The organism is Allopontixanthobacter sediminis (assembly GCF_009828115.1).
Lineage (GTDB): Bacteria > Pseudomonadota > Alphaproteobacteria > Sphingomonadales > Sphingomonadaceae > Allopontixanthobacter > Allopontixanthobacter sediminis.
Genome location: NZ_WTYL01000002.1, coordinates 972,991 through 995,137 on the forward strand (window position 1 = coordinate 972,991; position 22,147 = coordinate 995,137).

Sequence of the window (22,147 nt, forward strand, 5' to 3'; positions counted from 1 at the left end):
TGCCTCAACGCCACGCCCTGACCAAGTCGGCGAATTGACGCGTGGCCTGGACTTGCCGTTGCCTGCAATAGGTGGGCCAATAATGATGGTGCTCGCCGAAGCCATCGCTGCCGCATTTTCAGCGATCCGCATTGAATGGCCCCAAACGCTCGCTACCGGCAGCGAGCCCGAGGTCACCGCGCTCCTCGTCAGCCGGCTCAATGCGATGGCCGACGACAACACCGAGGAGTCTGGACTTTGGCGCAGCTTGGTTCGGTGCGTCGGACGAAGCGATGAATGCATCAGTTACGACGGCGCGCATCTGGAAAAGCAGCCGGACCTCTCGATCTGGCTCACGGACCGATCGGCACGATTTCCCCTTACGGCGGAAGCCAAGCTGCTGGATACGTCGAGCGGCAAAACCGAGACCTTATATTGCTCGCAAGGCGTACGCCGATTCCTCGTGGGGGAATACGGCTGGGGAGGACGCGAAGCGTTCATGCTGGGATATGTTCGCGATGGTTCAACCATTCCCGCCAAGCTCGCACCTTATTTCGGACAGTCGAGCCATGCTGCGACCTACAATGTCGAGGTCGGGCCGATCGCAGTCGGCATGGGGGGCGATTCGAGCCGTTCGCAACATGGACGCAATTTCACCTTTAGCCATTTGTCACCGCCAGATAACGTTCCTGGTTCCATCGACCTATGGCATGTCTGGCTCCAAGCAAATTGAACGCCGCAGGGATGGGCGTCGTCCGTCAGAGCCTGCGTCTAAAGCCATTCTCAGAGCGCGTCCAAAGCGAGCGGTAGATCCGCTCAGCCATCGCAAGGTCCAGCACATGTTTGCCGTGCGGCTGCGATGTAACGAACTGCCCAATTTCCGTGGGCGTGAACGAGAAATTCTCGGGTAATTTCAGGCGGCGCTTGGCAACGCCATCGGCTGCGTTGCACTGATCACAAAGGACTGTCGGGTTGAAGCGCGCGGTGCCGACGCCGTCCCAGCTGCGCGCATGGTCATGATGCTCGTGCAGCGCAGCCAGCCAGTCAAGAAACGGATGGTCCGAATTGGGAAAACGCTTCGTCCAGCGCAGAATCTGGAATTTCGATCGCCGGCAGCTTGGGCATATCCAATCGGGGCCCACCCGCGCCCAGAGCTGGTGGCAATGCGCGCCCTTGAAGGCCGCGAACTCCTCTGCGGTCGGAACCTTGCGCATCTTTGCCCTCCTCACGCCCGCTCCCATCATTCACTGCGTGAGTAAGCCATGAGCGAAGAGATAAATCCGTCGAGCGGATTCTCGTCCGCCGGATTCTCGCTAACTGGATCGAAATACGCCTTTAGGGCGTAGCTGCTGATCTCAAACGCCAGAGAGTCGTCGCCGAGTTTTTCGAAATAATTGAATGCCTCGCCTAACCGTTGATTCGCCGGCGGATGCGTGACTTTCGACCTGCGCACCTCGTCAATTAGGCCAATCCAGACAAAGGCGACGCAGATGGCCGCCGCCCGGAAATCGCGATGCTTATCGCTGGGCGGGCTTTTCAATATCCAGGCAATCGCCCACTCGTCTGCCTCCCGCTCCTGATCGTGGGACCGGCCGCTATAGGCTTGATGACCCATAACGAGATGGCCGATCTCATGCAGGACCACAAAGCTTACCGCCGCCAGGAACAAATTGTTTATCAGGCCGTCGAACGACGATCTCGATGCACCGGGGTCCGGATCAGGAAGTGCTTCGTCCCACGGCGCGTCAGGATTCCGAATGATCTCGAGCGCCGCTCGTTTGAGCTCCATAGCCATCCGACCTGCCGGCAATGTCATCAAGTCGAGCTGTTCGTAACCCGCCTCCCTCGCCATCCGGGCAGTCGAGAAGATCGCCCATACCGATGCAGCGACGGCCCACAGGCTCAGGAGCGCCGCATATGTTCCTTCGATGGTCTTGGAATTCGGCAGCGCCTCAAAGTTGGCCGATCCACTCGCGAAATCGAGCGGCCAGGTTTCGCCGCCCATTTCATCGACGAGTTCGATGGCGCGTTCAGGCGCGATACGGAATGGGCTCTCACGTATTTGCGAGAAAAAGCCGGTCGTCAGCCTTTCGGAATCACTCTGGGTCACCGATCATCAATTCACAAAAGTGCAAGTCAGGAATCTTCAGTCAGGCGACGTTCTGCGGCCGCCTTCACCTCGGACTGCAGCAATTCAATGCGTTCGACAAGCCATTCGAGTTCGAGGCCACTGTTCCTGTAGGGCCGGGAGAGTAGACCTAATGCAGAAGGCTAGGCAGCGGCGCACGAACTTGCTGTCGTGGGACCATACCGGCCTTTCCCTTCAAATTGCCGCGAGTGCTATCTCCGGAGCATAACCGCCCTTGAGAGCGCTGAATGTCGCTGCCGCGACATCGGGCGCTGCGACTAGGATCGCTTCGGGATTGCCGAGATGCACATACCGGATCGCGTCCGAGCTCGCGATCAAGTCGGCCAGTTGCCGATCCCAAGCAGCACGCTCCATCGCACAAGCGGCAAACACGCGCTCCTTCAGGCGTTCGTACCAGTCCGACCGCCAGGGATTGAGATCCTTGTTGGTCTGGATCTGTATTGCGTCGCCAACCGTATCGTCGAACTGACTGTCTGTTTCGAACCCGCGAATGATATCGGCGGCGATATCCATGCGCAGCACCCCGCCTACGATATGCGACCAAGGCACCGGAACGCCCGCCTTGCTCATGATACCGCCGAAGTGAACTGCGCGATTGATCAGCCGCATGATGAAGCGGGCGGCTTGTTTACTCCGGATCGGTAAGGAGGTTCCCACCACAGCCAGCGCGCCGCAGGCGAGGAAGCCGTTGGCGACAGTCGCGTGCGACCGGTCGAACCCGTGGGTGTCGCACGCGCTGAGGACGACAATCGGCGGAATCCGGACTTTGCCGCGGAGACTCCAGACATCGAACGCCTTACCGCCAATGATCAGGCCACCGGGCGCATCGCCATCGGGGTGATCGCCATGACTGTCGACGATCAGCATTGGTCCCCGGAAGCGATTAATTTCGCCAGCGAAGTCCTCGGGATTTTTCGGTGACGCAAACTTGCCGATGATCGGCTTTTGCTGTCCGTCCATCGTATTCACCGCGCCAACGCGCAGGTGGGGCGCAATCTGATCGCCGTCATCAAACATCGAAAGAACGAGATAGTTGCGAAAGGAATCGGGCGAAATCGCAAGCGGGACAGGCGCGCGTATCTGGTCGAGGAACAGATTGCCGGGGGTCGTGTCAATCCGCGAGACGTCAAAGCGTATCCCGAGCGGCAATCCACCAATTGGCAGCCATTCTAGCGGCGCGTCGGCAACGATCTTGATGCCGCTGCGCGAACGGCCGATCAGTTCCAGATGCTTGGGAGGTATGGCGTCGCGCAGCGCATCCTGGACGATGTGAAAGATACGCGATGATTTGACGCGCGGCGGGTTTTCATGGGCCCGTAAAAAACGGGCGAGCTGGCCGACCACGCCGGCTGTACGATTCACGGCCGGAGGAAGGCGGATCGTCGCAGCCAGTGTTCCGGTCGCGCGAAGGCCGACACCCAGCGTCGTTAGCTTCATTTCCGACCCACGCAGGCTAAAAATAGACGCTATGCTAATCTGTTGGCGCGCGATTGTTGTATCGTCTCCTTCTGGATTGAAAGGCATCTCCATCGTGTAACCTCTTTGTCGATCGAGCGCGCGAAAGGCTCGCTTCAAAAAGGACGCGTCGGCAAGGCGCTCCATCTTCTTTACCCTCCCGCGATACATACCAGGTGCAAGCAGGACGATATCGGGCCGGTTGCCGAGCGCTGTGAGATCAGGCTCGCCCGGATCCCTGCCGCCCTCCGCTTCGTCGGTCCAAAGCGCCATTACCGCCTCGGTCGATCGCGTGATCGCGTCGATATAATCCTGTGCGGACGGAGCGATCAGCCGCCCCTCCTCCTCTTTGTTCGGGAGCTCTCCTGCGCCGATCAACGTCATTTCGTTCGGCGCGGTGACATTGTGCCAATGAAAATGCAGGCTGGAAGGGCGGCGATCGATCAGGCGCCACGCATTCAAGGCCGCGAGATGCGCGTCAAAATCGAGCGATTTGTCCATCCGGCCTGCCTTTTGCGCGAGTTGGATAAGATGATGGCGCAAAACATCCTCTGTCAGATCCTCGGGATGCAGCGCGCCGCCCTTCCTGTGCAGGCTGATGTGGATGGGCTTGAGCCTCAGGTCGCGGCGCCAGGCGGACACCCGCTTTGCAGTGTCTTCGGTTGCCGAGAAGAGGACCATGAAGGGCAACCCCGGACGGGGTTTGCGCTTGCCGACCAGGGTCGAGAGATTGATGGGCGTCCAGTTCCAGGCGCCAACGCCAGCGCGCCGGCGAATGAGCCGTTCTTCCAGTTCGAGCGTCGGTTCGATTAGATCGCTGGGAAGCGGAGGAATATATTTGAAGTAAGGCAGATATTCGAGGAGGCCCGGCGCAAAGCCCTGAAACGGTGTTACCTGCTGAGGCTCCCAATCGGGCAGCGCAAAAACATAGGCGATCTCAAAGGGCGCAAGTGTGGCGGGGTTAATCATAATCGGCTCCTCAGCCGCGATAGGCGAATAAGCCATTATCGTCCAAGTCCGGCTTTCCCCTCCTGATCAAAGCGCTACGCTCGCCTCATGACGGGAAATGATTCGCGATCGATATCGCTTCCCGACGATGCCGCGCTACGCCTGCCCGATACGCGAATGGAAAAACTTGGCTGTCGCAGTTCGAGGACGAAGACCTTGAGCTTGCCGCCCGCTTCCTCGGCGCGCTGATGCTGGTTTCGCATTCGGCCTTCGAGCGCGCCCTGTCCCGCCTTCTCCAGGAAGAAGCCGCAAAGATCGAATGGCCGGTCGCACTTTACGCGAGACCGAGCCGAGCGACGACTATTTTAAAGTCCATGCGAATGCCATGGATCCGTTAGCTCCGCTCGATGCCGCGCCGCGGGGCGACGACCTCGGCAGCGAGGTCCGGATCGGCAACATGATCCGCAATCTCGTCAAGGAACAATCGGGAAAACTCCTCAATGATCGGCGCTTGAGAGGCTGCGCAAGGAGAAGGCGCGCGCCATTTCCGTCGTCGCTGTTTTTTTCGGGTCCGGGAAGCGGACGAGCGAATTCATTACCGCGATGTGGCACTCGCCGAGCATAGCCTCGTGGCACAGCCGCTACCAGATAGGGTTTTTTGCCAATGCCTATTCGGGAACGCGAATGGGCATGGAACGGGTTCGCAAGCTGAAGTCCGCGCCGCGAACTCGCATCCACCGCGATTGCCCAACCTTTGACGAGATGCCATGGCGCAAGGACGCCCGCTACAAACACTTGCTAACGGCAGATTTTGGGCGCCAGCCTTGCAGTTCGTTATGACTATAATTGGGGCGCGAAATAGACATTAAGAGCAGGAAAAATCGCACTAAGTTTGCGCGATTCGGCAGAACAGGACTCGAACCCCATTCACCGGTAGGGTCGTGGGGCCCCTATCGGGGCTCAATCGAAAGCCAGCGTAAGATAAACAAGTAATATCAGTAAACTAATGCTCTAGAGCGAGTCCTCTTCTGGCACCATTTGTTTCTTTGCAAAGATGCGCGATCGAGCGGAATGTGCTGGAAAACGAAAACAAATCCCCAGAATGTGTTCGTGCCAGATCACGACCAGCCCCTGAAATCCGCAGTTTGGGGTCATTTTTGTCAGGCTGAGTGCATCTAACTGTCCGAACGGGATTGCGGTTGTCGTGCGCAGGCGCGCGCTCGACAGCATTGAGGCGCACTCCATTCCCCTGGGCGACAGTATCTGCAAAGCCACCGTTTAATTGCCTCGGCCGCCTCTCCAGAACCAGCCGTTCGTTCACACATACTTTTTTGCATTTCCGGTTGCCTGATGACGCGCAGTCCCCAATTGGAGTTCCAGATGACCAAAGGCCTTGCCCATCAGGATCATGAAGAGCGCGCGCGCCTGCTGTTTGGCATCGCGCTGGTTTCGGTGGTCCTGTGGCAAACCTATATCGGCAGCATAATTCTATACCCTTTTACTATTCTGGCGACCTGGTTTCACGAGATGGGCCACGGCATCGGCGCCATCGTGACAGGGTCGCAATTCGAACGACTGCTGATCTTTCCTGATGGTTCCGGCGTTGCCATGTCCCTCCGCCCTTCCGACGGCTTCCGGGTAACGGATGCGTTCATAGCTGCCAGCGGACCCCTGGGCCCTGCGATCGCGGGAGCGCTGCTGATCATTGCGTCTCGCAGCGCACGAGCAACGCGTATTGCCTTGTTGGTTCTGGGCGGAGCATTGGTCGTATCCACTGTCATATGGGTGCGCTCCCTGACCGGGTGGATATTCCTTCCCGCCATGGGACTTGGGATCCTCGGACTAGCGCTGCGGGGGTCCGACTCGTGGCAGCGCTTTGGCATCCAACTCCTCGGAGTGCAGGCGTGTATCAGCGTGTGGAGGCAGTTCGACTATCTCTTCAGTGCCGGGGGCTCCATCGGCGGAACGCCCCAACGGTCGGATACGGGCGCAATCGCCGATCTGTTGTTACTACCCTACTGGTTTTGGGGCGCTGTCATCAGTGCGATGACTATGGCCTTGCTGTGGTGGAGTTTCCGGATTGCGTTCCGGCGATGAACTAAGCGAAATGAACACTCAACGCTTGCCTTCGTAAAAAGGCGAACCTGGGAGTAGCCAAGCCGTCGTTAGTTCAGAAGCCAATCTGAAAATCGGGGCTATCTCCAGTCCGCTCGTAGATTCATGACTGTCATGGCTGTAGCGCCAGATCATGAGCGTCGTCGCAACCATCATGAATTCGTCTACGGGCCTTGCCATTCAGAAGATCAAATTCGAGCGCATGCCCAAGCCTTGGGTGACGTTCCATCTCGAAACGGGCGAACAAGTACAGGCTGACCGGGTTCATGTCGGCAAGCCGGCAGAGGGAAAGTTCATCACTCCAGTCGAGGTTTGGGTAACGCCCAAGGGATGACTACCGCCTGCCGGGGCCGCTAGCGAAGCGGTCATTCATGGTCTGGACTACCCAATTCCAAGGTTGTCCCGGCTCCATCAAATTTTCGCAGGCTTGGATGACCGGCAGGAGGGTGTTGCCATCGCGCGCTTGTCGATGACGCACGGTCGCGGTTCATTAAGAGCGGACAATCAAGAAGCTTGGACGCTCTGCTCCGGGTCGGGGCCCATCATGGGGCTGCGCAGAATCTACAAGAACATGAGATACATGACGCCCAAAAAATTCGGTGATTCCGCTTGTTGCTATTGAATACAACTTGCAATAACGGCAGTGCAGGATGGGTTGGCGGGACACGAGTTGAGAATGCATACACCAGTTTCGCAGCGCACGACTTGCGGCCCGGAGCTCGGCACGCGAACGCCCGGCAAGCGCCGCATTCCTGCGTTCTGGGTGCGCCAGTTTCATACCTGGCACTGGATGAGCAGTGCGATCTGTCTGGCGGGAATGATCCTGTTCGCGGTCACTGGAATTACCCTGAACCATGCGGGCTCGATCGAGGAAGAGCCGCGGGTGACTACGCAGGAACATGCGCTGCCTGCCGCATTGGTCGCAACGCTGGAGGCTGTATCGGCTAGTGCTGGGCCGGAGACACCGGTCCCGCCCCCGGTGGCGGAATGGCTGGACGAGACAGCCAATGTCGCCGTGGCCGGCCGAGCGCCCGAGTGGAGCGAAACCGAACTTTATGTCCCGCTGGCACAGCCGGGCGGCGATGGCTGGGTGTTGATCGACCGGTCTAGCGGTGACGTGATCCACGAAACCACCGACCGCGGCTGGATTGCCTATCTCAACGATCTCCACAAGGGTCGCGACACCGGTACGGCCTGGTCCTGGTTCATCGACATATTTGCTGCAGCCTCCGTGATCTTCTCCCTCACAGGGCTGTTGCTGCTCCAGCTTCACGCAAAAAAGCGGCCGTCAACGTGGCCCATCGCGGGCGCGGGTGTGCTGATTCCGCTCTTCCTCGTCCTCTTCCTCATCCATTGAACTGCACCAGGAGTTTCCCCATGCGGGTATCAATCGCTTTTGCCTTCGCCGCCACTGGCCTTGCCGCCGCTCCCTCCGCTGCGCAGGAAATGGCCATCAGTGTCGAGATTCCACGGCTGAAAGTCGCCGAATACCACCGGCCCTATGTTGCGGTCTGGATCGAGGATGCAGCCGGCAAGTCGGTGCGGACGCTCGATGTCTGGTACGATGTCGACCTCAAGCCCGAGGACGGAGCCAAATGGCTTCCCGACATGAGGACGTGGTGGCGCCGCGCCGGGCGTTCGATGACGATGCCTGCCAACGGCGTCACCGCGCCGACCAAGGCGCCCGGCACCCATTCCCGCACATATCGGCAGGGCAGCCGTCCGCTCGCAAACCTTCCTGCCGGCAGTTACAACTTGCAGGTCGAAGCCGCCCGTGAAGTCGGCGGGCGAGAGCTTGTAACCGTCCCATTCCAATGGCCACCTAAAGCACTCACTTCCGCCAGCGCGCGGGGTAAATCAGAGCTTGGCGCCGTTCGCCTGACCACCAAGCGCTGAACCGCTCAGCCAATTCAGCCGCCGCAATCATTCGCATAAAAGGAACCGTTCATGCTCGCCAAACCTGGTCTTCTCGTTCTTGGCCTCGCTCTGGGTCTGTCCACGCTACTCCCCAGCGAAGCGGAAGCGCATCGCCGCTGGCTGCTCCCGTCCTCAACCGTGTTAGCAGGTGAGAGTGATCTCGTGACTGTCGATGCCGCCGCCTCTAACGGCCTGTTCCTGTTTGATCATCGCCCGATGGCACTCGATTCTCTGGTCATAACCGGGCCGGATGGTGCGCCGGTCGATCCTACCATTCTCGGCGCGGGAGCCTATCGCAGCATGTTCGATGTGCCCTTGAGGGCGCAGGGCACCTACCGGATCGCGTTGGTCAGTGACGGCGTGATGGGATCATATGAGCTTAACGGCGAACGTCACCGCTTCCGCGGCAGCGGCGACGCTTTACCAGCAGGCGCGACCAACATCAGCAGCAGTCGCAGCAATTCGCGAACCGAGACATTCGTGACGCTAGGGGCCCCGACAGACACAGCGCTCCAGCCGACGGGCAGCGGCCTCGAGATGATCCCCGTCACCCACCCCAACGACATCGTTGCCGGCGAACCGGCAGTGATGTGTTTCCTGCTCGATGGCCAGCCGGCAGCCGACCTTGAAGTCGAGTTCGTGGCTGGCGGGACGCGCTACCGGGACGAACCGGGGATCGTGATGCTGCGCACCGATGCCGAGGGCCGCGTGACGCTCCAGCCAAGCGAAGCCGGGATGTATTACCTCGAGGTTTCCAGTTCGCAGGACGCCGCCAATGGCCAACCAGGGCGCCGTGCTTCTTACACCGCGGTGCTCGAATTTCTGCCGCTCTGAAATTGATGCCGGACGAAGGGCAGCAGGAGGTCGAACAACTCCTGCTTCCTCCCGGGCCGATGCCGGATTTTCCGCCCCATCCGGTCGGCGGCAGAACTGTGCGGCTTCACGGCGGAACGATGGGAACCGATTGGTCGTTGGAGGCGGTCGCTCCTCCGGAGATGACCGATGGAATGCTGCGCACCGCGCTTGATCACGTTTTCGACCGTGTCATCGCGCAGATGAGCCAGTGGGACGAGGAATCCGACCTCAGCCGCTTTAACCACGCCGCTCCGGGAAGCCGCCATCGATTGCGGAACGAGTTCGCTTTGGTTCTCGATTGCGCGCTTAATATTGCCAGAGCTACTTCGGGTGCATTCGATCCCACCATTGGCGGGGCGTCCGAGCTATGGGGTTTCGGCCATACGGCCGGTCCCTGCCAGCGCCCATCCTCAGAAGACGCCGTAGGGACTCGAAAGCTTGACTGGCGTGACGTCGCGGTATCGGAACGCGGCCGGGTCCTGCTCCAGCCGGGCGGACTAAAGCTCGATTTTTCCGGCATTGCCAAGGGCTTTGCAGTCGATGCCGGCGTAATCGCACTGAAAAAGTTGCGTGTTGATCACGTCCTTCTGAATATCGGCGGCGAACTGCGTGCATCGGGTTTGCGGCAGGATGGTCTTCCTTGGTGGGTCGATCTTGAAACACCGCCCGCCAGTTTGGCGCAGTCGGCACGGATTGGCCTACTCGGCTGGTCCGTTGCCACGTCAGGAAACTATCGTCGCCGGCGTGCCGCGTCCGGGCAATCATGGGGTCACACGATCGAACCAGAAAGTGGGCTGCCGCTTGCAGATGACATTCTGTCAGTGACGGTTCTGCACCCTGGGTGCATGCAGGCTGATGCACTGGCCACAGCAATCATGGTGCTTGGCCCGGAAACAGGCGCCGTGTTTGCGAATGCCAATGCCATTCCTGCGCGTATGGTGACGAAATCTGAAGTCTGGGAAAGCAAAACCTGGACCCGGTGGCTCAGCCCGTGATCTTCATATTCGGCCTGATGAACGATGGGCCGATGATGCCCGCCTACCCGCGAGAGGCCTGAAGTATGGCGAATTGACGCTTTATTGACGGTTCAGCCGGTTGACCGCGATGCGTCCCGCAGGGCATTCAGAAACTCGCAAGACCGTATCGCAGGCTAAGTTTCAAGGATCACGAACACTCCGTTCGGCGGTGATGGCGAAGCTTTGCCGAAAGCGGCGCGGGATTGGGTTCAACTAAAAGGGGAAATATCGTGAAACTGATCAAGAGCACCTTAGCCGCCGCTGTTATGGCGATCGCACTGCCATTTGCCGCTCCCGCTGCCGCGCAGGAATTCCCGCTGGTTTCGGGTGAATACGTCTCGATGGCCGGCGTCGTCGTCGAAGATGGAGAAGGCGGACTGAAATACGCCGAGTGGCTCGCGACCGAATGGAAGAGGTTCCAGGAATACGCCAAGTCGCAAAGCTGGATCAGCGATTACGGCATCTACGCCAATTCGAACGCGCGGGCCGGTGAACCCGACATCTTTCTCGTGACCCAGTTCGCCAGCCTGCCCGATGCGGCCGAGGAAGAACGCCGGAACAAGGCGTTCGATGCATGGTCGAAAACCACGGTTCGGGAACAGATCGCCGCGAGCGGCAACCGGTCCGAATATCGCACGGTGATCAGTTCGATGTTGCTGCAGGAACTCAAACCGCGCTGAAGCTGTAAAGCGCAGCCAGATCTTCGGCGGGCGGGATTGCGACCCAGCCGCCCGCCGGAGTTCATCCCGACATCTCGGCAGAGGAGGATCTTGCCGTGGCGCAGCCAGCACCGAAACTCGGCCAGATTAACCATCGTTGGCGTCAGCTTCCGGTGCCGTCCGCGTGACGCAAGGTCACCTTCGGGGCCCGAGCTTCGACTTGTCAGGAAAAGTCGCACTCGTCACTGGCGGGAACCGCGGGATCGGGCGGGCGATTGCACTTGGATTTGCGAATGCTGGGGCAGCCGTGGCAATCCTTGCGCGCGATCCAGATCGCAACGCAGGGGTCGAAGCCGAACTCGAACAGATCGGCCAACCGACCCATGCCGACATTCTCGATGTGACCGACCGCGCCGCGCTGGCTCTCGCGATTGCCAGTGTAGAACGCGCTCTCGGTCCGATCGACATCCTCGTCAACAACGCCGGCAACGCCGATGTCAGCGGAGGCGTGCTGCACCAGTCGCAAGAAGGCTGGGACAACGCGCTGGCCACGCATCTGACCGCGACTTTCCTGCTGGCGAAGGCGGCGGCATCGTCGATGCAGCAGCGCGGGCGGGGCAAGATCATCAACCTTGCCAGCATGTATTCGATCTTCGGCGCGGCCGCCCTGCCGTCCTACGCTGCTGCGAAGGGAGCTGTTGTCCAGTTGACCAAATCCATAGCGATCGAGCTGGCACCGCACGGCATCCAGGTCAACGCGATCGCTCCGGGCTGGATAGCGACTGAAAAGACGCAGGTCGCGCGCCGCGATCCCGACTGGAGCGATTTCAACGCGATGCTGATGGCGCGTACCCCGGCGGGCCGATGGGGCGAACCGGAAGAGTGCGCGGGTGCAGCAGTGTTCCTGGCCAGCCCGGCCGCCGATTTCGTCACCGGCATCACCCTGCCTGTCGACGGCGGATATTCGGTTTTCTGAGCGGAAAGGGGCGCGATGCAAGCGATCACGATAGCACCTTCTGCGCCAATAATGCCGACCACACGATCGAACAGAGAGGGTAAAAGCTATGGCTACCGCAGCCACTGAAGTACGCCTGATGACATCCGTGCAGGCGACGCCCGATGTCCCGCAACCAGCGTCGGCGGATGATCGCATCGCGGCACTCGATTTCGTGCGGGGTGCCGCGTTGTTCGGCATCCTGCTGATGAACATCACCGGGTTCGGCCTGCCGCATGCTTACGGGAACCCCACGAATGCCGGCGGCGCCGAGGGGCTCAATCTGCTGTCCTGGATCATAATCCAGATCGGGTTCGAAGGCACCCAGCGTGCGCTGTTCTCGATGCTTTTCGGCGCAGGCATCATCCTGTTCACGTCGCGGCTCGAGGCAAAAGGCCGAACCGACGTCGCGGATATCTACGCGCGCCGCAATCTGTGGCTGGCCTTTTTCGGCCTCGTCAACGGCTTCATCTTCCTGTGGAGCGGGGACATTCTGTTCTATTACGGCCTGATCGCGCTGATCGCCTTCCCGTTCCGCACGCTCGCGCCCAAATGGCTCTTCGCCATCGCGGCTGCCATGCTCGCGTTCGGGGCCACCTGGGGTTTGCTGGACAACATGGCACTGCTCGAGCAGCACGCGGCTTACGAACTTGTCCAAGACAAGGACGCGCAGGTAACTCCGGAACAGAAAGAGCTAGCCAAAGAGTGGCAAGGCGCGCTCGAAGGATTCGAATACACGGCAGAAGAGCAGCAAACTTACGTCCGGGCACGAACCGCCAGTTATACCAGTGCACTCGCGCAGGTTGCCGAAGAAACGCGGCGCGCCCAGAGTTGGGGTTTCTATCGCCACATCTTCTTCGATGTCTTCAGCATGATGCTGATCGGCCTGGGGCTGTTCAAACTGGGTGTCTTCACGCTCGAACGGCGGACTCGATACTACGTGGCATTGATCGCAGCGGGATATGGCATCGGGCTGACCGTCAACACGCTTGAGACCCGGTGGATCATCGAGAACGGTTTCAGCCTGCTCGCCTACAGCCAAACGCGGCTGACCTATGACCTTGGCCGCCTCGCAACCACGGCGGGACATTTGGGTTTGCTGCTCCTGATTGCACGTTCCGGCATCCTTCCGTGGTTCCAGCACGCACTTGCGTGCGTTGGGCGGATGGCGTTCACCAATTACCTCACGCATTCGGTGGTCTGCGCGATCTTCTTCGTCGGGCTGGGCTATTTCGGCCAGCTCGAACGGCACGAACTCTATTATATCGTGTTTGCAATCTGGGCGGCTCAACTGGTCGCCAGTCCTCTGTGGCTGCGCCATTTTCAGATGGGACCGCTCGAATGGATCTGGCGGACCCTCACCTATGCCCAGGCTCCGAAATTGCGTCGACCCACGGCGGCGGCCGCATGACCGCACCCGGGCCACCTGCCACCGACCTCCAGAAGCGCCTCGGCTTGCCGTTTGGCATCGCGATCATGGCCGGATCGGTCATCGGAGCGGGCATCCTCAGGACTCCCGGCGTGGTGGCCAACGAAGTCCCCTTGTTCTGGGCGGCGATATTCGTCTGGGCGCTCGGCGGGGTTTACGTGCTGCTGTCGGTCAATGTTGCCTCGGAACTCACAGTTGCCCTGCCGCGGGCGGGCGGCATCTATGTTCCGGTCCGGGAGGCGTTCGGAGACAGTATGGGCCTGCTGGCGGGATGGGCGATGTGGGCCGGATTCGCCGCTGGCGGGGCCGCGCTTGCCCTGGCGTTTGCCGAGTTCCTGACGTTCGCGATCCCGGCCGCTGCCGCGTTCACTGCGCCGATCGCGATCACCGCCCTGTTACTCGTCACTGCGTTCAACTGGCTCGGGGTCGAAGAGGGCCGCGTATCGAACATCGTGGGCCTGATGCTCAAATTGGCGCTGCTCGGCTGCGTGATCGTTGCCGCCTTTGTGGTCGAGCCTATCGCGCCATCCGGCACGACAGCTGTCGCCGCACCGCTCTCCGCGCCTGAAGCAGTTATCGGCTGGATCGCGTTCATTACCGCATTGCAGATCGTGCTCGGCGCCTATGATGGCTGGCAGGGCCCGACCTTCTTCGCCGAGGAGGACAAGGACCCGGCGCGCAACATCCCTCGCGCCTTCTTCACCTCGGCCGTGATGCTGCTGGTTGTCTATCTCGCCATAAACCTGTGCGTCTTGACCGTGCTCGATCTGGAGGCGCTGCGCGAATCCGATTTGCCGGTAGCTCTGCTGATCGAGGGCCTGCTTGGTCCGGTGGGAACGAAGGTGACCGGGCTGGCGGCTGCGATCATGGCGTTGCTGACGCTTAATGCCCTCGTCATGACCCATCCGCGCATCCTGTACGGCATGGCGCGGGACGGGTTGTTCATCAGGAGCGCGATGCTGGTAAATCGCGGCGGGACACCGTGGGCGGCGATGTTGATCGGAACGGCGGTCGCGATTCCGATGATTCTCACCGGCGGCTATGTCTTTGTCTTCAAGATCCAGGTCGCGACCGGAATTTTCGCGGGAGTGCTCTACAACGCGTCGTACTTCGCGCTGCGGTTAAAGCGCCCGGACATGGAACGTCCGTTCCGGGCAATCGGTCACCCGGTTCTCCCCGCGCTGATCCTGGCGATCACCATCGCGCTGTTTGCCGCAGTCGTCGCCGCTGATCCGGTCAGCGGATTGTGGGTCGCTGGCCTGATCGGCATCTGCGTCCCGGTAGGCCTTCATCTCGGGCGCGAGAGACGCAAAATTGACTTGGAAATTGCATCATGACGGCCTCTCGGGGCCTCACTGGCGGCACGGCGAGCCTTCATACTCGGTGCGGTTGGCGACGTATTCCGAGCCGTTCCAGCGCATGACGGGGAAGCAGAAGCCAGGGCCGCCGACTTCAATATCCGGCCAGCCATCGGCCCCCAGCGTGCCGAGGAATTCGGGTATGCCTATGCGTTCATCCATGATCCGCCAGGCACCGTCCGGTCCCCGCGATACCAGCGTGTATCCATAGCCGGTCATTCCGAAACAGTATGTGCCGCCTTCGGTGACCAGCGCATCGGGAAAGCCATCGCCGTTGAAATCTCCGCGTTCCATGATCGCGCCGGGTTCGTAGCTCGCGGAGCCGGGGTCGCCGCATTTGCGCCAATTGTCTCCTGAAAATTCGAAGCCTGCCGCCTTGAAGATTTCATCGTCGGAAATTAGTTCGACCGCCGCCTCGTCGCCGGGTTGCGGGTGTTCCTGTGCACATCCCGCACCGGGAATCGAAAGAAAGCAAATGAGCGGGCAGGCGTATCGCATGGGCTTGTTCCCCTGAAGTGATGCGACGGACTTTTGTAACCCCCAACGAGCTGGCACACAATGGCGTGCGTCACGGGTAAGGTAGCACCCAAGTTGCGGGAGGCAATTGGCAGATAACTTACCCTTGCGTCGCCCCGCCAGAGTGGTAGCGCTACCATGTTGGGATCGGAACAAAACTGTGCCTTGAAAGCCAGCGGCCCATCAAACCCTCGCCAGCGTAAAAGGCGCGGCGATAGCGCTGGGGAGTGAGTTGGATGCGAATCAGGCAAACATGCATGCTGGCGGTAATCGTACCGCTGCTTCTGGCCCAGTCGGGGCCGGCCAAGGAAGAGCTATCGCTGGGCGATCAGGGATATCTGAAGGCGCCCGGCCTCGAAGTGATCGTGTTCGACGATATCTATCCTGACGGACATCAGACCGGCGTCACGATCGTCCAGCATGGCCGCCGTGTCGCCGCGAATGGCGATGTGCGGCTTGAACCGGAGCCGGGCCAGTGGTCGCCAATGCCCGTCTCTGCCGGCGAACGCACGATCGATGCCGCGACCGGTACCATTCGCCAGACCCTGCGCTATCCCGACCCCGCCAAGGACGGCCGCGGTTTCAATCCGATTTTCTATCCCGATCTCGAAATCGAATACACCGTCACGGTCCAGCCGGCGGGCGGTAACGGGTTCCGCATCACCGTCGACCTGGCCAAGCCATTGCCGCCCGAATGGATCGGCAAGGCGGGCTTCAACATGGAGCTGTTTCCGGGCCACCTGTTCGGCAAGGCCTGGTTGATGGACGGCAAGGCGGGTCTGTTCCACAACCAACCGAACGGCCCGGTTGCTACTCTAGCGGGCGGCGCGGTGGCGGTGCCGCGCAACGCACAGGAGAATGGCCCGGTCCAGGATCCCAACAGCCAGCAACTTGCGACACCGCTGGCGACCGGTCAGCGCCTTACGGTTGCGCCCGAGACCGAACTGCAGCGTATCCGCTTCGAGAACCTCGGCTCGGGCGAACTCGAACTGATCGACGGGCGTTCGGCGCATAACAATGGTTGGTTCATTGTCCGGACCGCGATACCCGCCGGCGCGACGACGCGCGCGGTCGAGTGGCTGGTCACTCCGGATACTGACGCAGACTGGAGCTATGGTCCGGTCATACAGGTCTCGCAAATCGGCTATGCGCCCGCACAGCCGAAACGTGCGGTGATCGAAATGGCACGCGGGGAAAAGCCGGCGGGTGCGGCTACGCTTTACCGGCTTACCGGCAAAGGGCGCGAACAGGTCCTGTCGGCGGTGCCGCGGCCTTGGGGTGACTTCCTGCGGTACGACTATGCCTCGTTTGATTTCAGCGCGATCAATACGCCGGGACTTTACCAGATCGCGTACGGGAAAAGCGTTTCGCATCCATTCCGGATCGACAACGAAGTCTATTCGCGGCACGCCTGGCAGCCGACGCTGGAATACTTCCTGCCGGTCCAGATGTGCCACATGCGCGTGAACGAGAAATACCGTGTCTGGCACGGCCTTGGCCACATGGACGATGCGCTGATGGCACCTCTTTCGCTCAACCATATCGATGGTTATGTGCAGGGCGATGCGACCCTGACCAAATATGCGCCGGGTGATATCGTGCCGGGGCTTGACCGGGGCGGCTGGCACGATGCAGGGGACTACGACCTGCGCGTCGAATCGCAGATTGGCACCACTTACATGCTCGCCAAAATGGTCGAGGAGTTCGGTCTCGATTACGACGCGACCACGATCGACCAGGAACGCAAGGTGGTGGAAATTCGCGACCCGGACGGGGTCAACGATGCGGTACAGCAAATCGAGCACGGCCTGCTGTCCGTACTCGGCGGCTACCGGTCGCTGGGACGGCTTTACCGCGGTATCATCACCCCCAGCCTGCGCGCCTACGTGATGCTGGGCGACGCTGCCAACCATACCGACAACACGCTGAAGAAACCGGTCGAGGGACTGGGTCTCGACACCAGTGGCAACCCGATCCTTTGGGACGACCGCTGGGTCTTCACCGAGGACAACCCGAACCGCGAATTGTATGTCGCGGGAGGCCTGGCCGCGGCGGGCCGGGTGATGCGCGCCAACGGGTCTCCGCTGGGCGAGGAGGCGATCGCGGCCGCGCGGGAGCTCACCCAGCGGGCGATCGGGCGGTCCGACAGTGTCGGCAACAAGACATTCGCGCTCGCCGAACTTGCCGAGGCGACCCGCGATTCGGTCTACATCCGACAGCTCGCTGCGATGGAAAAGGCGATCATCGCCGATGTAGAGAACAGCGCCTGGCGGCTCGCCTCGATCGAGCCGCTTCTGCCCGCGGGCTTCCGCCGCCGACTCGCCGAAGCGGTGGCGACGTATCAGCAAAAGATGGACCGCAGTGCGCAGAGCAACAGCCCGTACGGTGTGCCCTACGAACCGGAAATCTGGGGCGCTGGCTGGACGGTCCAGTCGCTAGGGGTTCGCCAGTGGTTCTTTCATAAGGCTTGGCCGGATGCCACCTCGCAGGACAGCTTCCTCAACGCGCTCAATTTCGTGCTCGGGGTACATCCCGGCGAAAATACCGAGAGCTTCGTTTCCGGGGTTGGGGCGGATTCGCCGCTGGTTGCGTACGGCGTCAATCGGGCGGACTGGTCGTATATTCCGGGCGGCGTAATCTCCGGCACCAATTTGGTACGCCCGGATCTGCCCGAACTGAAGGAATGGCCATTCTTCTGGCAGCAGGGAGAATATGTGATGGGCGGCGGCGCGACCAATTACATGTTTCTCGCGCTGGCCGCCGACGAACTTTACGCGCCTGAGCCGTAAGCGTTCGAACCTGGCGGTTTTGAACGCCAACCCGGTGGCTTTCTCCGACAGGAGCCCTTGTCAACGAGCCAGAATGCGCGATAATTTGGCGCGGCATCGGCGGTATTCAGCAGCGCTGACCGCGTCTGAAAAGGAGAAGGCGGTGGCCGAGAACGGATTTTTCAAAGTTTCCCGCCGAGGCGTCCTGGCAGGCGGTGTCGTCTCGGCAGCGGTTCCCCACAATTCAATTCTGAATGCCCGGGATATTCCTGCCGGTATGGCCGTTGAGGCAATTATGCCCCTACGAATGAAGATCAACGGCGAAGCCCGTGAACTGGAACTCGACACCCGCACGACATTGCTCGATGCGCTGCGAGAACATCTGCAACTGACCGGCACCAAGAAGGGCTGCGACCACGGTCAGTGCGGTGCCTGCACCGTGATCGTGAACGGCGAGCGAATAAATTCCTGCCTGAGCCTGGCGGTCCAGCACGAGGGCGACGAGATTACCACCATTGAAGGTTTGGGCACACCGGGCGACCTGCATCCGATGCAGGCGGCCTTCGTCAAGCACGACGGCTACCAATGCGGTTATTGCACGCCGGGGCAGATTTGCTCGGCGGTTTCAGTCCTCAAGGAAATCAGGAACGGAGTGCCGAGCCACGTGACCGACGACCTTGCTGGCGACATCGGTCTCTCGAACATCGAATTGCGTGAGCGAATGAGCGGCAATATTTGCCGCTGCGGAGCCTATTCGAACATCGCCGAGGCCATGACCGAAGTAGCGGAGGCGTAACGATGCGAAGCTTCACCTATGAGCGCGCCCGTACTCCGGCCGAGGCGGCCAGTGCCGTTGCCACAATGCGGGGGGCGAAGTTCCTCGCCGGGGGAACCAACCTTCTCGACCTCATGAAACTGGAGATCGAAGCGCCCTCCCACCTGGTCGATGTGCAGGACCTTGATTTCGGGGAGATCGCGGATACCGACGACGGCGGTATCCGGATCGGAGCGATGGTTTCGAATACCATGCTTTCCGCACATCCCAGGGTGCGGCGCGATTATGCGGTCCTGACGCGCGCCATCCAGGCCGGCGCTTCTGGGCAGCTCCGCAACAAGGCGACCACAGCTGGCAACCTGCTGCAGCGAACCCGCTGTTCGTATTTCTATGATACCAACATGCCGTGCAACAAACGCAGGCCCGGTGATGGGTGCTCCGCGATCGGCGGATCCTCCCGGCAATTGGGAGTAATCGGGATTTCCGATTCCTGCATTGCTACCTATCCCGGCGATATGGCGGTGGCGATGCGGGTCCTGGACGCGGTCGTGGAAACGGTCACGCCAGATGGTTCAACCCGTTCGATCCCGATAGCGGATTTCCACCGCCTATGGGGTGATACGCCGCAGGAAGAGACGGTCCTCGAGCGCGGCGAACTGATTACGGCGGTCACGCTGCCACGCCCGCGGGGGGGCAAGCATTTCTATCACAAGGTTCGCGACCGGCGTTCGTATGCGTTTGCGCTGGTGTCCGTTGCGGCGGTCATACAGGACGACCAGACGGGGCAAGTTGCCTTCGGCGGGGTTGCTCCCAAACCCTGGCGCGTGCCGGAAGCGGAGGAACTGCTGCCCCAAGGTGCCGCCGCCGTGGTCTCGCGGGCCTTCGCCGAAGCGCGCCCGACCGACCAGAACAAGTTCAAGATCCCGCTTGCCGAGCGAACGCTGGCAGGCATCATTGCCGACGCGAGGAGCTGACGATGGAATTCAACGCCCCGGCAGGACAGAACCTTTTCGACCGCGCAAAGATCGTCGGCAAGTCGACACCTCGGATCGATGGACCGCTCAAGGTAACCGGCACAGCTCCGTATGCGGCGGAACGTCACGGCGTGGCCGCCAACCAGGCGTATGGCTGGATCGTCGGTTCGGCTATTGCCAAGGGTAGGATTCGGTCGATGGACCTCGATGCAGCGCGCCGCGCGCCGGGTGTGATCGCGATCGTCGCAGCGACCGAACACGAACCCGTTGGAACCAGCGATTACAACTACGCACCGCTGTTCGGGGGAAACGAGGTTTCCCATTATCATCAGGCAATCGCAGTGGTGGTGGCGGAAACCTTCGAGCAGGCCCGGTCGGCGGCCGGGCTGATCGGCACTGAGTATGACCGCGTGGACGGCAGTTTCGATCTCGCCAGCTCGAAGGACGGAGCGCCTCTGGCAAGTGAGGGCGGCAGTGATTTCGCGAAACTTGGGAAATTTGAAGAAGCGTTTGCCGCGGCGCCGGTAAAAGTGGACGAGACCTACACCACGCCCGACGAATCGCACGCTATGATGGAACCGTTCGCGACCATCGCCGCGTGGGATGGACCCGATCTCACTCTCTGGACTTCGAACCAGATGATCCATTGGGGCAAGCAGGCCATGGCTTCGATCTTGGGGATGCCCGAGGAGAACGTCCGGGTCGATTCGCCGTTTATCGGTGGCGGTTTCGGCGGCAAGCTGTTCGTGCGGGCCGATGCTGTCATGGCCGCGCTTGGCGCGAAGGCTGCCAACCGCCCGGTCAAGATTGCGATGCAGCGACCGCTCATGTTCAACAACGGCACCCACCGGCACGCGACCATCCAGCGCCTGCGGATCGGGGCGGAGCGTGACGGCAGGATTACCGCGATCGCCCACCAGAACTGGTCCGGCAACATCACCCAGAAGGAAGGCGAAAACGGTACGCTGCAGACGCCGAAACTCTATGCGGGCGCAAACCGCCTGATCGAAAACCGGATCGCCCAGCTCGACCTGCCGGAAGGCAACGCCATGCGCGCACCGGGTGAAGCGGCGGGTCACTTGGCGCTGGAAGTCGCGATGGACGAATTGGCAGAAAAACTGGCGATGGATCCGGTTGAATTGCGTATCCTCAACGATGCGTCCGGAACGGTACCGGGTGACCCCGACACCAAGATTTCGGACCGGCACCTCGTACGCTGCTTGCGCGAAGGCGCCGAACGGTTCGGCTGGTCGAAGCGGAATGCGGTCCCGGGTCAACAGCGCGATGGGCGCTGGCTCACTGGCATGGGCGTGGCGGCGGGTTACCGCGCCGGCCCGACGACAAAATCGGCGGCGCGCGTACGGATGTCTGCCGACGGTCATGTCACGGTCGAAACCGACATGACCGACATCGGCACCGGCTCTTACACCATCATCGCGCAGACCGCGGCGGAGACAATGGGTTTGCCGTTGGAAAGTGTGACGGTCAAACTCGGCGATTCCAGCTTTCCGGTTTCGTCCGGTTCGGGCGGCCAATGGGGCGCGGCCAGTTCCACCGCCGGGGTGTACGCAGCTTGCGTCAACCTGCGCCGGATGATCGGCGAGAAGCTCAATTTCGATGCGGACGCGGCGAATTTCGCAGATGGACGTGCAACCCTGGACAACCAAAGCTGGCGCATCGCGGATGCGGGCGAGCTAACTGCAGACGGAGAAATGAACTACGGCGATTTCAAGGACGGCTATGATGTCGGGACCTACGCCGGTCACTTCGCCGAAGTGCGGGTCGATGCCTACACCGGCGAGACCCACGTCACCCGGATGCTCGCCGTATGCGACGCGGGCCGGATCCTGAACCCGCTATCGGCACGCAGCCAGGTCATTGGCGGCATGGTCATGGCGGCTGGCGCGACCCTGATGGAAGATCTTCATGTCGACAAGCGCTTCGGCTTCTTCGTCAATCACGACCTCGCCGGTTACGAAGTGCCCGTCCATGCCGATATTCCGCACCAAGAATGCATTTTCCTCGACACGCTCGATCCGGTCATCTCGCCGATGAAGGCCAAGGGTGTCGGCGAGCTCGGCATTTGCGGTCCGGGAGCGGCAGTGGCGAACGCGATCTATAACGCGATTGGTGTCCGGGTGCGCGAATATCCGGTCACGCTCGACAAGTATCTCGACCGGCTGCCCCCTGCCGCTTGATCGTGACTTGGGAATTGCAAAAAGGACCAGCCAGCAAAAGCC

General features: G+C 60.9%; 19 protein-coding genes. 15 read left to right on the top strand and 4 right to left on the bottom strand.

Translation table 11 applies throughout. The features are described 5' to 3' along the window. The first annotated feature begins 82 nt into the window (after window positions 1-82). A complete protein-coding gene (locus tag GRI65_RS10340; protein WP_232844036.1) occupies window positions 83-712 on the top strand; it encodes a hypothetical protein in 630 nt (209 codons plus the stop codon). Between the two features lie 25 nt (window positions 713-737). Here GRI65_RS10340 and GRI65_RS15140 read toward each other — a convergent pair whose 3' ends face one another. The 3 genes from GRI65_RS15140 to GRI65_RS10355 form a co-directional block, all read right to left on the bottom strand. Further along, the gene (locus GRI65_RS15140) at window positions 738-1,193 is read right to left on the bottom strand and encodes a hypothetical protein (protein ID WP_202391246.1); all 456 of its coding nucleotides are present in this window, start codon (window positions 1,191-1,193) and stop codon (window positions 738-740) included. A 26-nt stretch (window positions 1,194-1,219) separates the two neighbouring features. Beyond that, window positions 1,220-2,089, bottom strand: a complete 870-nt coding sequence (locus GRI65_RS10350; protein ID WP_160756403.1) for a phage exclusion protein Lit family protein — start codon at window positions 2,087-2,089, stop codon at window positions 1,220-1,222. A gap of 213 nt (window positions 2,090-2,302) precedes the next feature. After that, the gene (locus tag GRI65_RS10355; RefSeq protein WP_160756404.1) at window positions 2,303-4,552 is read right to left on the bottom strand and encodes a hypothetical protein; all 2,250 of its coding nucleotides are present in this window, start codon (window positions 4,550-4,552) and stop codon (window positions 2,303-2,305) included. A 1,347-nt stretch (window positions 4,553-5,899) separates the two neighbouring features. Between GRI65_RS10355 and GRI65_RS10360 the strand changes: the two genes are divergently transcribed. From GRI65_RS10360 to GRI65_RS10405, 10 genes are all read left to right on the top strand, one after another. Next, window positions 5,900-6,628, top strand: coding sequence for a M50 family metallopeptidase (locus GRI65_RS10360; protein WP_232844037.1), 729 nt, complete (start codon window positions 5,900-5,902; stop codon window positions 6,626-6,628). 151 nt (window positions 6,629-6,779) lie between these two features. Then, window positions 6,780-6,980, top strand: coding sequence for a hypothetical protein (locus GRI65_RS10365; RefSeq protein WP_202391247.1), 201 nt, complete (start codon window positions 6,780-6,782; stop codon window positions 6,978-6,980). A 342-nt stretch (window positions 6,981-7,322) separates the two neighbouring features. Next, window positions 7,323-8,003, top strand: a complete 681-nt coding sequence (locus GRI65_RS10370; RefSeq protein ID WP_160756405.1) for a PepSY-associated TM helix domain-containing protein — start codon at window positions 7,323-7,325, stop codon at window positions 8,001-8,003. Between the two features lie 20 nt (window positions 8,004-8,023). Continuing rightward, the gene (locus GRI65_RS10375; RefSeq protein WP_160756406.1) at window positions 8,024-8,542 is read left to right on the top strand and encodes a DUF2271 domain-containing protein; all 519 of its coding nucleotides are present in this window, start codon (window positions 8,024-8,026) and stop codon (window positions 8,540-8,542) included. Between the two features lie 51 nt (window positions 8,543-8,593). Further along, a complete protein-coding gene (locus tag GRI65_RS10380; protein ID WP_160756407.1) occupies window positions 8,594-9,397 on the top strand; it encodes a DUF4198 domain-containing protein in 804 nt (267 codons plus the stop codon). 119 nt (window positions 9,398-9,516) lie between these two features. Beyond that, complete coding sequence (locus GRI65_RS10385; protein WP_269816325.1) at window positions 9,517-10,413, top strand: FAD:protein FMN transferase; 897 nt, start codon at window positions 9,517-9,519, stop codon at window positions 10,411-10,413. 251 nt (window positions 10,414-10,664) lie between these two features. Further along, complete coding sequence (locus GRI65_RS10390) at window positions 10,665-11,114, top strand: hypothetical protein (protein WP_160756409.1); 450 nt, start codon at window positions 10,665-10,667, stop codon at window positions 11,112-11,114. A gap of 163 nt (window positions 11,115-11,277) precedes the next feature. Further along, the gene (locus GRI65_RS10395; protein ID WP_160756410.1) at window positions 11,278-12,069 is read left to right on the top strand and encodes an SDR family NAD(P)-dependent oxidoreductase; all 792 of its coding nucleotides are present in this window, start codon (window positions 11,278-11,280) and stop codon (window positions 12,067-12,069) included. An 88-nt stretch (window positions 12,070-12,157) separates the two neighbouring features. After that, on the top strand, window positions 12,158-13,498 hold the full coding sequence (locus GRI65_RS10400; RefSeq protein ID WP_160756411.1) for a DUF418 domain-containing protein: 1,341 nt from the start codon (window positions 12,158-12,160) through the stop codon (window positions 13,496-13,498). Further along, window positions 13,495-14,853 carry an APC family permease gene (locus GRI65_RS10405; RefSeq protein ID WP_160756412.1) on the top strand — a complete coding sequence of 453 codons (1,359 nt, stop codon included), beginning with the start codon at window positions 13,495-13,497 and terminating at the stop codon, window positions 14,851-14,853. The genes GRI65_RS10400 and GRI65_RS10405 overlap by 4 nt, the downstream gene beginning before the upstream one ends. A 15-nt stretch (window positions 14,854-14,868) precedes the next feature. On the opposite strand, the gene GRI65_RS10410 is transcribed toward GRI65_RS10405, so the two are convergent. Continuing rightward, the gene (locus GRI65_RS10410; protein WP_160756413.1) at window positions 14,869-15,372 is read right to left on the bottom strand and encodes a hypothetical protein; all 504 of its coding nucleotides are present in this window, start codon (window positions 15,370-15,372) and stop codon (window positions 14,869-14,871) included. Window positions 15,373-15,647: 275 nt separating this feature from the next. Here GRI65_RS10410 and GRI65_RS10415 point away from each other — a divergent pair, with 275 nt between their 5' ends. The 4 genes from GRI65_RS10415 to paoC all read left to right on the top strand — a co-directional run bounded on the left by GRI65_RS10415 (window position 15,648) and on the right by paoC (window position 22,105). Continuing rightward, window positions 15,648-18,179, top strand: a complete 2,532-nt coding sequence (locus GRI65_RS10415; RefSeq protein ID WP_202391249.1) for a cellulase N-terminal Ig-like domain-containing protein — start codon at window positions 15,648-15,650, stop codon at window positions 18,177-18,179. A 73-nt stretch (window positions 18,180-18,252) separates the two neighbouring features. Next, window positions 18,253-18,954: an aldehyde dehydrogenase iron-sulfur subunit PaoA gene (gene paoA, locus GRI65_RS10420; protein ID WP_202391250.1), complete on the top strand. Its 702-nt coding sequence runs from the start codon at window positions 18,253-18,255 to the stop codon at window positions 18,952-18,954. A gap of 2 nt (window positions 18,955-18,956) precedes the next feature. Next, window positions 18,957-19,907, top strand: coding sequence for an FAD binding domain-containing protein (locus tag GRI65_RS10425; RefSeq protein WP_160756415.1), 951 nt, complete (start codon window positions 18,957-18,959; stop codon window positions 19,905-19,907). A gap of 2 nt (window positions 19,908-19,909) precedes the next feature. Further along, entirely contained in the window at window positions 19,910-22,105 is a 2,196-nt protein-coding gene (gene paoC, locus GRI65_RS10430; protein WP_160756416.1) for an aldehyde oxidoreductase molybdenum-binding subunit PaoC, read from the top strand. Window positions 22,106-22,147 lie beyond the last annotated feature (42 nt).